General features: G+C 52.0%; 11 protein-coding genes. All 11 read left to right on the top strand.

All coding sequences use genetic code 11. The annotated features are described in order from the left end of the window. Window positions 1-84: 84 nt before the first annotated feature. The 11 genes from NSU14_RS15665 (at window position 85) to NSU14_RS15615 (ending at window position 13,755) form a co-directional block, all read left to right on the top strand. Window positions 85-318, top strand: a complete 234-nt coding sequence (locus NSU14_RS15665; protein ID WP_039307421.1) for an acyl carrier protein — start codon at window positions 85-87, stop codon at window positions 316-318. A 221-nt stretch (window positions 319-539) separates the two neighbouring features. Next, window positions 540-1,778, top strand: coding sequence for a beta-ketoacyl-ACP synthase II (gene fabF / locus NSU14_RS15660; protein ID WP_081969985.1), 1,239 nt, complete (start codon window positions 540-542; stop codon window positions 1,776-1,778). Window positions 1,779-1,790: 12 nt separating this feature from the next. Then, the gene (gene rnc, locus NSU14_RS15655) at window positions 1,791-2,495 is read left to right on the top strand and encodes a ribonuclease III (RefSeq protein WP_039307426.1); all 705 of its coding nucleotides are present in this window, start codon (window positions 1,791-1,793) and stop codon (window positions 2,493-2,495) included. 192 nt (window positions 2,496-2,687) lie between these two features. Further along, window positions 2,688-6,257 carry a chromosome segregation protein SMC gene (gene smc / locus NSU14_RS15650; protein WP_076244889.1) on the top strand — a complete coding sequence of 1,190 codons (3,570 nt, stop codon included), beginning with the start codon at window positions 2,688-2,690 and terminating at the stop codon, window positions 6,255-6,257. A 146-nt stretch (window positions 6,258-6,403) separates the two neighbouring features. Next, window positions 6,404-7,402, top strand: coding sequence for a signal recognition particle-docking protein FtsY (gene ftsY, locus NSU14_RS15645; RefSeq protein WP_042136924.1), 999 nt, complete (start codon window positions 6,404-6,406; stop codon window positions 7,400-7,402). A gap of 733 nt (window positions 7,403-8,135) precedes the next feature. Continuing rightward, the gene (locus NSU14_RS15640; RefSeq protein WP_042136925.1) at window positions 8,136-9,599 is read left to right on the top strand and encodes a circularly permuted type 2 ATP-grasp protein; all 1,464 of its coding nucleotides are present in this window, start codon (window positions 8,136-8,138) and stop codon (window positions 9,597-9,599) included. Between the two features lie 58 nt (window positions 9,600-9,657). Further along, window positions 9,658-10,611 carry an alpha-E domain-containing protein gene (locus NSU14_RS15635; protein WP_076244892.1) on the top strand — a complete coding sequence of 318 codons (954 nt, stop codon included), beginning with the start codon at window positions 9,658-9,660 and terminating at the stop codon, window positions 10,609-10,611. Further along, window positions 10,608-11,474: a transglutaminase family protein gene (locus NSU14_RS15630; RefSeq protein WP_039307438.1), complete on the top strand. Its 867-nt coding sequence runs from the start codon at window positions 10,608-10,610 to the stop codon at window positions 11,472-11,474. Before NSU14_RS15635 ends, NSU14_RS15630 begins: the two co-directional genes overlap by 4 nt. A gap of 184 nt (window positions 11,475-11,658) precedes the next feature. Next, entirely contained in the window at window positions 11,659-12,468 is an 810-nt protein-coding gene (locus NSU14_RS15625; protein ID WP_042136926.1) for an SDR family oxidoreductase, read from the top strand. 213 nt (window positions 12,469-12,681) lie between these two features. Then, complete coding sequence (locus NSU14_RS15620) at window positions 12,682-13,374, top strand: epimerase (protein ID WP_076244896.1); 693 nt, start codon at window positions 12,682-12,684, stop codon at window positions 13,372-13,374. A 36-nt stretch (window positions 13,375-13,410) separates the two neighbouring features. Continuing rightward, window positions 13,411-13,755: a DUF1801 domain-containing protein gene (locus NSU14_RS15615; RefSeq protein ID WP_340946076.1), complete on the top strand. Its 345-nt coding sequence runs from the start codon at window positions 13,411-13,413 to the stop codon at window positions 13,753-13,755. Window positions 13,756-13,762: the final 7 nt, after the last annotated feature.

The raw sequence follows: 13,762 nt of genomic DNA, 5'->3' as shown, positions 1-13,762 counted from the left end.
CAGAGGCGGCCAGAAAGCGTTTTTTGTGCTCTATGGTATTTTGACTTCATATCTCGTATAATACCAAAAGAGGAGGTGAACCGGATGTCCGATGTATTGGAGCGTGTAAAACGCATTGTCATCGACCGCTTAGGTGCCGATGAAGCTGAGGTAACATTAGAAGCGTCTTTCAAAGATGATTTAGGTGCTGATTCTCTTGATGTAGTAGAATTGGTTATGGAATTGGAAGATGAATTCGATATGGAAATCTCTGATGAAGATGCAGAGAGTATTACGACCGTGGGTGAAGTTGTGAAGTACATACAATCTCATACCTAGAGTCATATGATTGAGGGTCCCGTTCCTGCCAGGGCGGGACTTCTCCTCATTTTAAGGTAATTTGAGGGCAGCAGCAAAGGGTGCATGAGCATCTTTATGGGGAAAATAACAGAACCGCAGATTGGTTAATTTTGCGGCGACTGCAGTTTATATAGACTTCTGGCCGGAATACATTTACATGTTGTAGAAGTATATACAGCCTACAGATGGGGTGAACGCGTTTGAGTCAAAGAGTGGTTGTTACAGGTATGGGAGTGATGACATCGCTGGGCAAGGATCTGGAAACGTTCTGGGACAGTCTGATGAGCGGTACATCCGGAGTATCTCTTGTTGAGGCTTTTGATGTCAGTGAATATACTACGCGAATCGCAGCTTCGGTCAAGGATTTCAATGCTGAGGAACGTTTCGGCCGTAAGGAAGCCCGCAAGATGGACCGTTTCGTGCAATTTGCGGTTGCTGCCGGCGAAGAAGCCCTGAAGGACAGCGGACTGAAGATTGGTGAAGATATCGATGCTGAGCGTATCGGCGTTTCTGTCGGCTCCGGTATCGGCGGTCTGGGTACTTGGGAAGACAATCACAATCTGCTGCTGGAAAAAGGCCCGAAACGGGTCAGCCCGTTCTTCATTCCAATGATGATTGCCAACATGGGCTCCGGCCAGCTGTCGATCAATCTCGGTGCCAAAGGTCCGAATACAACGACGGTAACCGCTTGTGCGACAGGCAGCCATTCCATTGGCGAATCCTTCCGGCTGATCCAGCGCGGTGATGCGGATGCGATGATCTGCGGCGGTGCAGAAGCAACCATCCGTCCTACAGGTATGGCAGGCTTTTGTGCGATGAGAGCCATGTCCACCCGCAATGACGAGCCGCAGAAGGCAAGCCGCCCGTTCGATGTTGACCGTGACGGTTTTGTTATGGGTGAAGGTGCAGGAATCCTGATTCTCGAATCTCTGGAACATGCAGAGAAACGCGGAGCCAAGATTTACGCCGAAGTGATTGGTTATGGCCTGAGTGCCGATGCCCATCATATGACGGAGCCTGATCCTGACGGTGCAGCACGCTGCATGAAGATGGCGATCCGCGATGCCGGAATTAATCCGGAGGATATCGATTACATCAATGCGCATGGTACCTCTACACCGGTAGGCGACAAGTCGGAAACCGCGGCTGTCAAGAAAGCTCTGGGTGAGCACGCGTACAAGGTAGCAATCAGTTCCACCAAATCAATGACAGGCCACTTGCTTGGCGCTGCCGGCGGTGTGGAAGCGATTATCTGCGGTCTTTCGCTGCAGAAGGGCATAATTGCTCCTACGATTAATTTGGACAACCCTGATCCGGATTGTGATCTGGATTATGTTCCGAATGTGCCCCGCAAGGCGGATCTAAATATCGCGATGTCGAATTCATTCGGATTCGGAGGCCATAACGCGACTGTTATACTCAAAAAATATAATAAGTAGGGGGACAGTGCAGTGAAAGGAGACCTGAAGCAGTTACAAAGCCAACTTCAAATCCAATTTCACGATCCTGTACTTCTGAAGCAGGCTTTTACCCATGCATCTTATGTGAACGAACACCGTTTCAATCAGCATCAGGACAACGAGCGTCTGGAATTTCTGGGTGACGCTGTGCTGGAGCTTACGGTGTCCGAATACTTGTACAATCTGCTCCCGGACAGGCCTGAAGGGGAACTGACCAAGCTGCGTGCCGCTATTGTATGCGAGCCGTCGCTGGTCCGGTTTGCCGAGACGCTCGGTTTCGGACGGTTTGTGCTGCTGGGTAAAGGGGAAGAACTTACGGGCGGGCGTACCCGCCCGGCTCTGCTGGCCGATGTGTTTGAAGCCTTCGTGGGAGCGCTTTATCTCGATCAGGGACTGGAAACGGCCCGGAAGTTTCTGGATAATCACGTTTTCCCGCTGGTCGAAACCGATGGTAAGCTGCAAATGCAGATGAGCGATTTCAAAACAGAGCTTCAGGAACTGATACAGCATCATGGCATGGGTACGCTGGAATATCGGATTATTGAAGAACGCGGACCGGCGCACGAGCGCGAATTCGTATCTGAAGTGTTCATGGCCAGCCGATCGCTGGGCAGCGGCAGCGGCCGTTCCAAGAAGGAAGCGGAACAGCAGGCAGCGGCAGCGGCGTTATTGCGTCTGAAGGAAGACGGTGCCTGAGGTAGACTTGAACAGCAAAGCTGAGCAAGCGGAGTAGAGCAGCAATGGTCTGAATGCCGGCGTTTAGGCGGAAGTCAGACTTTTGCTGCTCTTTTTCGAAATGAAGGATGTAACAGGGTGCCCGGATTGGAGTTTGACGATTCTAGGCAAGGAAACGCTATGGTATAATGGGTTAGAGGTGATAGGCGAGTTATGTTTCTGAAACGGATTGAATTAGCGGGCTTCAAATCATTTGCCGACAAAACGGAAATGGAATTTGTGCGCGGAATTACGGCCGTAGTCGGCCCGAACGGAAGCGGCAAAAGTAATATTTCCGACGGCATACGCTGGGTGCTTGGCGAGCAGAGTGCCAAATCACTGCGCGGCGGTAAAATGGAGGATATTATCTTTGCCGGAAGTGACGCCCGCAAAGCGGTCAATTACGGCGAGGTCTCCCTTACGCTGGATAATGAGGATCATGTACTGCCGCTGGATTTCAGCGAGGTTACGGTTACCCGCCGTGTGCACCGCAGCGGAGAAAGTGAATATTTAATCAATAAGCAAGCCTGCCGGCTGAAGGATATCACAGAGCTGTTTATGGATACCGGGATCGGCCGCGAGGCTTATTCGATTATTGGACAAGGCCGGATTGAAGAGATACTCAGTACCCGTTCTGAAGACCGGAGGGGGATATTTGAAGAAGCTTCGGGGATTGTTAAATATAAATCACGCAAAAAAGACGCCGGGCGCAAATTGGACGAGACCGAGCAGAATTTGCTGCGGATTCATGACCTGATCAGTGAGCTTGAGGATCAGGTGGGGCCGCTGAAGGATCAGTCTGAGAAGGCTATCCGTTACAAGGAACTGCGTGAGCAGCTGAAGCATCTCGAGATCTCGGTGTATGTGCATCAGATTGAAGGCATACATACGGCCTGGCAGGAAGGCAATACACGGCTTGAGCTGCTGAAGAATGAACAACTTGAGCTGTCCACGGTAGTCTCCGCCCATGATGCGAAGCTGGAGAGCGGCCGTGCCGAGCTGCGGAGCCTGGAGCAGGAAGTGGAGAAGCTGCAGGAGCAGCTGCTGCACTACAGCGAAGCGAACGAGAAGAGCGAAGGCTACGGAGAGCTCCTCAAGGAACGCCGCCGCAACCTGGAGAACAACCGCGAACAGCTGATGCAGACCCTGGGTTCTGTAGGGGGGCGTTCGGAGGAACGGCAGCGTGAGCTGGCGGAGCTTGAGCATAAGCTGAAGCAGTCCCGGCAGGCGCTGGAGGAACTGCGTCTGCAGCTGGCTGATGAAGAATCCCGGCTGCAGGGTGTTGCCGGGGGCATCAGCCAGAGCAAGGAAGAGAAGCTGAAGAGCGCGCTGCTCGAGCTGATGAACCTGATGGCTCAGGCGCGCAATGAAATCCGCTATGCGGATCAGCAGAAGGAGAGCCTGGAGAAGCGGATGAGCCGCAGCCAGGAAGAGAGCGGCAAATGGACAGCCCGGCTGGAGGAGCTGACCTCTGCCCAGAGCGGGCTTAAGGACAAGATTGCCGGACTCGGCAAGGAAATCGGCCTTTTGCGCGGCGCGTACATTACGGAGAGCGAGCAGACCGGTAAGCGGCAGAAGCTGCTGGAGGAAACGCAAAGCGGCCTGCGCAAATGGGAGCAGAAACGCGAAGCCCAGGTCTCCCGGCATGAGACGATGAAGGAAATGCAGGATGATTTTGACGGATTCATGCTTGGGGTTAAGGAAGTGCTGAAAGGTGCACGCAAAGGACAGTTAACCGGTGTACACGGCGCGGTTGCTGAACTAATCTCCGTTCCGGAGAAGCTCGAAATGGCTATCGAGACGGCCATGGGCGCTTCACTGCAGCATGTTGTTATGGAGAACGAAGCCGTGTCCCGGCAAGCGATTGCTTTCCTGAAGCAGCGCCAGCTTGGACGGGCGACCTTTCTGCCGCTGGATGTAATCCGGCCCCGGCAGATTACCGGCAGTGACCGCAGTATGGTGGAAGGTGCCGGGGGGTTTGTCGGGATCGGTTCTGAGCTGGTTGGTTTCGAAGAGAAGTATTCTAGCATTGTAGGGAGTTTACTGGGAAATGTGGTTATCGCTGAGAGCCTGGAGCAGGCGAACCGCATTGCGGCCAAATGTCAATACCGGTACAGAGTCGTAACGCTTGAAGGAGATGTTGTCAATGCCGGCGGTTCGATGACCGGGGGCAGCCAGCATAAGAAGAACAACAGTCTGCTCAGCCGCAAACGGCAGCTGGACCAATTGTTCGGCGAGATTGAAGAGAGCGAGCAGCAGATCGCCAAGCTGAAGCAGGGAATCCTCCGTCTGCGCGCCGAGCAGGATAAAGCGGCGCAGAAGCTGGAAGAGCTGCGGCATGACGGTGACGAGAAACGTCTGGAAGAGCAGCGGGTATCCGGTGATCTGAAGCAGCTGGAGCAGGAGCTTCGCCACGTCAAGGAGCAGGTAGAGGGTGCTGGCGCAGAGCGGAGCGGATTCGAGAATGAGGTCCGCGGCTTCGAAGAGACCCGCAAGCAGGCGGAGGCGGAGCTTGCCCGGCTGGAGAAGGAAGAGAAGGAAGCCCACGAGGCTATCCGGAATGCCGAATCTGACCGTAAGGCAAATGAAACCGCCAAGGAAGAGCTGCAGGGTAAGCTGACAGGCATGAAGGTTACGGAAGGGAAGCTGGACCAGGAGATTTTCTCCCTGGAGGAACAGCTGCGGCGTATGCGACAGGATGCCGGCTCGCAGGAGAAAGAGCTGCGGCAGAGCCGCAGCCTGCTGATGACCATCGAGCAGGATCTCGAAGAGAATACACGCGAAGCTGTGAAGCAGAAGGAAGATGTGAACAGCTTACGGCTCAAGAAGGAAGATACCTCAGCGAAGCTCGACCTGGCCCGTGCCGACCGCACCGCGATCTCACGCAAGCTGGAGCTGGCCGAAGGAGAGACCAAAGACCAGCGGCAGGCGCTTAAAGGGGTTGAAGACAAGCTCCGTTCAACGGAGGTTGCCGTCGGGCGGCTGGATGTGGAGCTGGATAATATACTGCGCAAGCTGAGCGATGATTATGAACTAAGCTATGAGCTGGCTAAGCAGCGTTATCCGGTTCCCGAGGATGTGCCTGCAGCGCAGATGGAAGTACAGCGTCTGAAGCGCAGCATCTCCGGACTGGGTGAGGTGAACCTGGGCGCCATTGAAGAGTATCAGCGGGTGCATGAACGCTATACCTTCCTCAGCGGACAGAAAGATGATCTGGTCGAAGCCAAAACTACGCTGTATCATGTCATTCATGAGATGGAAGAGGAAATGTCCAAACGCTTCAAGCAGACCTTTGATGCTATCCGCCGTGAATTCGGCACGGTATTCTCAAAGCTGTTCGGGGGTGGACGGGCAGACCTGATGCTGCTTGATCCGGAGCATATGCTGGATACAGGGATTGATATTGTTGCTCAGCCTCCGGGCAAAAAACTGCAGAACCTGCAGCTTCTGTCCGGCGGGGAACGCGCATTGACCGCTATGGCGCTGCTGTTCGCGATCCTTCAGGTTAAGCCGGTGCCCTTCTGCGTACTGGATGAAGTGGAAGCGGCGCTGGATGAAGCCAATGTCGTGCGCTTCGCCCAATATCTGCGCGAGTTCTCGGAGCAGACACAGTTTATCGTAGTCACCCACCGCAAAGGAACGATGGAGGAAGCCGATGTTCTCTATGGCGTGACCATGGAAGAAGGCGGCGTATCCAAGCTCGTATCGGTGCGGCTGGAGGATGAAGAGGCGGAAATTGCCTGATAGGCAGATGCTTACGAAGCGGGTTTTATTGCGGAGTAATTCTAAACAGTATCGCTTCATAAAACTTAAGCTTAGGCTTACGAAGTTATTTTTGTACGAAGCGAAATCTATGGAGTTGATCCTTACAAAAATCTAGGAGGAACACTATGAGCTTTTTTAAGAAACTGAAAGAAAGCATCTCCGGCAAAACGGAAAGCGTAACGAAACAATTCCGCGACGGCCTGGAGAAGACCCGCAAGGGCTTCGTTGAGAAGGTCTCTGATCTGATCATCCGCCGCAAAAAGATAGATGAAGAATTCTATGAAGAGCTGGAAGAGATTCTGATCGGTGCCGATGTCGGCGTTAATACAGTAATGAATCTGGTGGAAGAGCTGCGCATCGAAGTGAAGCAGAAGCGGATCGAGGATGCTGCAGAGCTGCAGCCGATTCTCTCCCGCAAGCTGATGGAGCTGCTGCGCGGCGATGACGATAACAGTCTGAACGAGAACCCGGATGGCATTACAGTCATTCTGTTCGTAGGCGTGAACGGGGTCGGTAAGACTACAACGATCGGCAAGCTGGCGCACCGTTATAAGCAGGAAGGCAAGAAGGTGCTGCTGGCGGCAGGCGATACTTTCCGTGCGGGAGCAATTGAACAGCTTGAGGTCTGGGGCCAGCGTGCCGGCGTGGATGTGATCAAGCAGCAGGCAGGTTCTGACCCGGCAGCTGTTATGTTCGATGCGGTACAGGCTGCCAAGCAGCGTAACGTAGACGTACTGATCTGTGATACCGCAGGCAGACTGCAGAACAAGAGCAATCTGATGGAAGAGCTGAACAAAATCTTCCGGGTCATTCAGCGCGAAATACCGAGTGCCCCGCATGAGGTACTAATGGTGCTGGATGCAACGACCGGCCAGAATGCACTGAGTCAGGCCAAGCTGTTCGGAGAGAAGAGCGGCGTGACCGGGCTGGTGCTGACCAAGCTGGACGGCACCGCGAAGGGCGGGATTGTAGTTGCTATCCGCCAGGAGATGAATCTCCCGGTGAAGCTCGTGGGTCTGGGCGAGAAGATGGAAGACCTCCAGCCGTTTGATTCCGACCAGTTCGTGCATGCCCTGTTCGCAGGCATGATCTCCGAAGAGGAAGAGACCGAAGGACAAGCGTAATATCCGGGTCTCAACTCCTGCTGCACCAGTATGAACGTAATCTATAAGGCCTCCAGGGAGCGAAAATGCCCTGGGGGCTTTTTTGTGTGGGAAAGCAAGAGGAAGCTGCAGCCAGTAAGGGGAGCGGCCTGAGAGGAGCTTATTTCCTGAAACAACCGCTTTTTGATAGTGAAGCGGACTGAGATTCCGTTATCCTGTTCATTTGAGCTGACAATGAGGCGTCAGAAGTCATATAAGGGATTCTCAGTCCGAATGCTCCGCAAATCGCCGGAATTTGCAAGAATAGCTGAATTTCAGTCCGCATCATAGGTGATGGGCATGAAGCAGCCCCACTCATTTCTTTAAGGCATGAAGCGATCGAACCCACTTTTTTAAGGCATGAAGCAGCCCGCCCACATTTAAATAGAAGGAACGGCTGTTGTTTTACCAAAAACACTATAAAATAACATCATATGAAAATTTCATAATAGTACTGCTTGTCAGCGCTCCTGCATACAATTTGATGTATGATTCCCATTAGCACGCCTCCAAAGCATCTTTAAGAGAAAGGAAGCGATTCCATTCATGCGGGATGGTTCATAAACTCCATTTTGCTGTTATATATATTGACATGAACATTATCATTTACGTATTATGAAGTTAGTATTTAATATTTTCATGAAAAAATCCTAAAAATTAAGCTAATTTGTCAACAAACTTTACACACCACACTGATCCGAGAGGAGTCGGGCTCATGTCCAAACTAGATCCTTTGCCCGGTGTAGCTCCGTATCCATTGCAGCATTTTTACGACGAAATGTATGCCGATGAACGGAGTATCCGGCCTCATTACAAGCATGTGAACCGCATGTTTTCCGGGATGAGCCCCGAAGAGCTGCAAGGCAAGCAGAAGCTGATGCAGCGTCGGATGATGGAAGAAGGCATTACTTTTACACTCTACAACCCGGCACAGGATCAACCGATGGAGCGGACAATTCCCTTCGACATGATTCCACGGATCATTCCTAAGGCAGAATGGGAGCGGCTTGAAGCTGGCATTGTGCAGCGGATTACAGCACTTAACCTGTTCATTCATGATATTTACCATGAGCAATATATCGTGAAGGACGGGATTGTACCCCGGCGGATGATTATATCCAACTGCTATTTCCGGCCGGAAATGACTGGACTTCGGGTCCCTGGCGGTGCGTACGTTACTACCTCGGGGATCGACCTGATCCGCCATCATGACGGTGAGTATTATGTGCTTGAAGATAACTTGCGTACGCCTTCTGGATTCTCCTATTTATTCAAAGGCAGATCCCTTATGAACCAGCTCTTTCCCGAATTATCGTTCGCCAGCTCTATCCGCGATGTGGATCACAGCCTGAACCGGTTCCTGTCGGTACTTCGCAGCCTTTCCCCTTCGCGCACCAAAGATCCGGTGATCGCTTTGCTGACCCCTGGCGAGTATAACTCCGCGTATTACGAGCATGCTTTTCTCGCTCAGCAAATGGGGATCCACCTGGTAGAAGGACGGGATTTGGTAGCCCAGGACCACAAGATCTACCTGAAAGAAATGAATGGCCTTCGCCGCGTGGATGTACTGTACCGCCGTTTAGATGATGATTTCATCGATCCTTTGGCTTTTCAGCCCAGCTCACTGCTTGGGGTTGCCGGCTTAATGAATGCCTACCGTGCCGGGAATATCGCAATTGCCAATGCACCAGGAACCGGCGTCGCAGATGACAAGGCCATGTATGTGTATGTGCCGGATATGATCCGTTATTATCTCAATGAAGAACCGATTCTGGGCAATGTTCCAACGTACCTGTTATCCCGGCCGCAGGAGCGGCAGTACGTGCTGGATAATCTGTCCGAAATGGTGGTGAAGGAGACTTCGCTCTCCGGCGGATACGGCATGCTGATCGGAAGCGAGGCAACCAAGCAGGATCTGGTGGATTTCCGGCTCAAGATTCTGGCGGAACCGGAGCGGTATATCGCCCAGCCCATAATGTCGCTGTCCCGTGCACCGGTATTGTCGGGAGCGTCCATGGCGCCGCGCCATATTGATCTTAGAGCATTCGTGCTGATGGGGGCTGACCGCAAGCCCCATGTGATTCCCGGCGGTCTTACCCGGGTGGCGATGCGCGAAGGCTCGCTGGTCGTGAACTCATCACAAGGCGGCGGAGTGAAGGACACTTGGGTAATGGCCTAACGTGATATGGATTCACCAATAATGCAGCATCAATATGTAAGGTGAAGGGGTGGCTACGATGCTGAATCGCAATGCGGAGGCTTTATTCTGGATTGGCCGGTATATAGAACGGGCTGAGAATCATGCAAGGCTGATCGATGTGCATTATCATATTCAACAGGAAGAGGATTTCCAGGCGGAGGGCCATAAGTGGTCGAGACTGATTGATGCGCTTGGTGTCCGGAATGAATATCTGCAGCAATTCGAGAGCTTCGCCGAGCAGGATGTGCTGTCCTTCATCACACTGGATCTCGGTAATACGAATTCATTATTCTCCTGCGTGCATCAGGCCAGGAACAATCTGCGCACCCTGCGCCAGCATTTGCCTAGTGAGCTGTGGGATATAGCCAACAGCTTCAATCTATGGCTTGGTGAGCAGTCGGTAGCGGATATTATGAGCAGCCCCCACCAGTTCTATCAGCAGATCAAAGAACGCGCCGCCATGTTCCTCGGAGCAGAACAATCGGTGATGCTTCGCGGCAACGAATGGCATTTCATTGAAAGCGGCCGGTTCCTGGAACGGGCGGAGAATACAACGCGTATTCTTCAGGCAGTAACGGTATCCTGCAAATCGAAGGATATCAATTCAATCTATACGCAATTGCAAGCGGTGCTGAAATCGGTGAGCGGATATCAGTCATTCCGCCGGTATTACGCGGATGATATGTCGCCGGAATGCATTTTGGAATTCCTGATTGTGAATCCGCATTTCCCGCGTTCCATAAGATTCTCCTTCCATAAGCTGGAGGAGCATCTGGCTAAGCTGGAGCTGGATAGCTCCGAGAAGGGCTCGGGGCATGAGAAGGTCATCCGCCAGGCGGGGAAGATCAAAGCCGAGCTTGACTATATGGAGAAGGAAGAAATGTCCGGTGACTTAGTCGAGGATGTTCTGCAGGCTCTGATGTTATCCTGCCAGAAGCTCGGCAAAACGATGGAGGGTGCATTTTTTCGCCGTGAAGGAGTCTCGGTATGAAGATCCAAATCAATCACACGACAACCTACACTTATTCGGAGCCGGTGACGGACAGTGTCAATGAGGTCAGACTGACGCCGCGCACCAATTACCGCCAATCCTGTTACCATCATGAGGTGGAGGTGCATCCGCCGGCCAATCTGTTGACCTATGAAGATTTCTTCGGCAACCGCGTCCATGCCTATTCAGTGAACAAGCCGCATACGGAGATGGTGATTCATACCAAAGCGACGGTGGTGACGCTCGACAAAGCCCAGGGTGCGGACCTGCCGCATATCCCGCTGGAGGAACAGGTAAAGCTGCTTAATGACGAGAAGTTCCAGAATCGCTATGTGGAGTTTATTCTGCCGACAAGGTATACCGAGGTGACGCCTGAGCTGGTGGAGTTTGCTTCACAGCATCCTTTTGAGGAAGCCGAGGATATGTATGAGTGGACCAAGAAGCTCTCCTCAACGATCTATGAACAGTTCACGTATGACCCTGAAGCGACCAGTGTAAACACAACGGTCAAAAAAGCGCTGAAGCTCAAACGCGGGGTCTGTCAGGATTATGCGCATCTGATGATTGCCGTCTGCCGCAGTGTAGGGCTGCCGTCGCGTTACGTGAGCGGGTATCATTTTGTCGGCGATCTGCAAGGAGGCAATGCTAATTTCGAGCAGGCCTCTCATGCCTGGGTAGAGACCCATATTCCGGGAACGGGCTGGCTGGGCTTCGATCCGACTAATAATGTTGAAGTCAGCTGGCGGTATATCAAGCTTGGACATGGACGGGATTACAAGGATATTGTTCCGGTCAAAGGCGTCTACCGCGGGGTAGCGGGCACCCTTACTGTTAAAGTGGATGTCCGGCGGCTGGATAATTAAAGACAACAGGCGGGGCCTCACAATGGTGAGGTCCTTTCTTATTGTAATGGTGTGATTAGCCTGTGCAAGTTGCACAAGTTTTGTGCAATTTTTGCATAAAATGATTATAATCCAGGCTCAATTGGGTAATCTTGAAACAGAGCCATTCACATGAAGATGGACGATACGGAAGGAGAGTGTACATATGAGCCCAAATATAGCTAAAAAACAGCGTTTTCTCGGGAAAACAGCCATAATTACAGGTGCGGGCTCGGGGATCGGCAGAGCGGCTGCGATTCAGATGGCACGCGAAGGTGCGAATGTGGCCTTATTCGATCTGGTGAATGAACGTACCTCGATCCTGGAGCAGAAGCTGAACAAGCTGCGCAAAGACTGCGCATTAGCCATTGATGTGGATACTTCGGATGCCGTCCGGATGGAAGAAGCGGTGCGCAGGACAGTGGAGCATTTCGGAGGGCTTGATATTGTCTTCGCGAATGCCGGCATTAACGGAGCGGTCGGTCCGATTGAGGAGCTGAGCCTGAGTGATTGGGAGAAAACCATATCAGTCAATCTGACCGGTACCTTCCTGACGCTGAAATACAGCATTCCCCACCTGAAGGAGAAAGGCAAAGGCAGCATCATTATCACCAGCTCGATTAACGGCAACAGCAGGTTCGCCAGCTTCGGCTGGTCACCATACAGTACTACCAAGGCAGGCCAAGTGGCGTTTGCGAAGATGGCCGCACTGGAGCTGGCCAAGTTCAAAATCCGCGTGAATGTCATTTGCCCGGGAGCAATATCCACGAATATCGATGAAAGCACAGAGTTCAATGAGGATGTGGAATCGATTGTGATTCCGATTGAATTCCCCGAAGGTGCACAGCCGCTCGCAGACGGTCCGGGTAAACCTGAGAACGTGGCTGATCTGGTGGCTTTCCTGGCCTCGGATGAGTCGATCCATATTACCGGTGCACAGATTGTTATTGATGGAGCGGAGTCATTGTTATCTTGAGTAGCTTGTATTAATAGCTTGTATAAATAGGTTGTAAAAAATAACCTTGTCCGAAGATCCGCGTGATCTGGACAGGGTTGTTTTTTATGTGACTGCTTTATTATAATTGAATGGCCTAACCGCGATGATGATACTAAACGGAAAGAAACTGAGCGGGCTGATATAGCATTGAAGTCAGTTGTGCAGGTTGTTACAAAGAAAGCAGGCGAATATATGAGATCATCCCAACCTGTAACAGCAGGAGGCAAAATCCGTACAATTATTACCGGTTCTACCGGTATGGTGGGTGAAGGCGTGCTGCATGAATGCCTTACGCATCCTCAGGTGGAACAGATACTGCTGATCAACCGCCGTCCCTCCGGCATTTCGCATCCTAAAGTAACCGAAATAATCCATGAGAATTTCTATGATCTCAGCAGCATCAGCGGGAAACTTGCGGGCTATAATGCCTGTTACTTTTGCCTCGGGGTATCATCGGTCGGGTTGAAGGAAGAGGAATACCGCAGGCTGACCTATGATCTTACGATGCATGTGGCCCGGCAGCTGTCTGCCGTGAATCCGGACATGGTCTTCTGCTATGTGACCGGATCGGGAACGGATAGTACAGAACAAGGGCGCAGTATGTGGGCAAGAGTGAAGGGCAAGACGGAGAATGATCTGCGCAAGCTGCCGTTCCGGGGAACCTACTTCTTTCGTCCGGGGTTTATCCGGCCTACTCCGGGCTTGACCCGCACACATAAATATTATTATGCTATTGGATGGATGTACCCCGTGCTTCGCGCCTTATTTCCGGGGTATGCTGTAACTCTGCAGGAAATGGGACTGGCAATGATTCATATTGTGAGCCGGGGCCATGACCGTGATATTGTGGAGAACCGGGATATTGCTGCTATAGCCAAACCGTAAGACCCTGCATCACATCCTCCAGAAAAAGGTGATTCCATGAACGAAGAGGTTACAAAGTTCATTGCTCAAATCAAAGTACCCTGGCAAGCGGAGATATGCTCTAAGTTGCGTCAAGTGATTCACGAAACTGTCCCTGACGTGACGGAACGGATTCAGTATGGCAAACCGCATTTTCTCAAAAACGGAAAATATACAGCTGTAATCTCCACCGCCAAAGGCTGGGTGAGCTTCTCCATATTCAATGCAGCAGCGCTGGAGGTACCTGAAGGCCAATTCGAAGCGGGAAGCGGGGACCGTCTGACAACCAAGCTGCCTGAGGGCAAGACTGTTGATTATGAACTGCTGTCCTCCTTGCTGAAACAAGCCTCGGATTCATTATAGAACGATT

Origin of the sequence: Paenibacillus sp. FSL R10-2771 (assembly GCF_038000205.1) — a bacterium.
In the GTDB taxonomy this organism is placed as follows: Bacteria; Bacillota; Bacilli; order Paenibacillales; family Paenibacillaceae; genus Paenibacillus_AQ; species Paenibacillus_AQ phytohabitans.
Note: the sequence above shows the minus strand (reverse complement) of the source record. Positions and strands in the feature narration are given on the sequence as shown.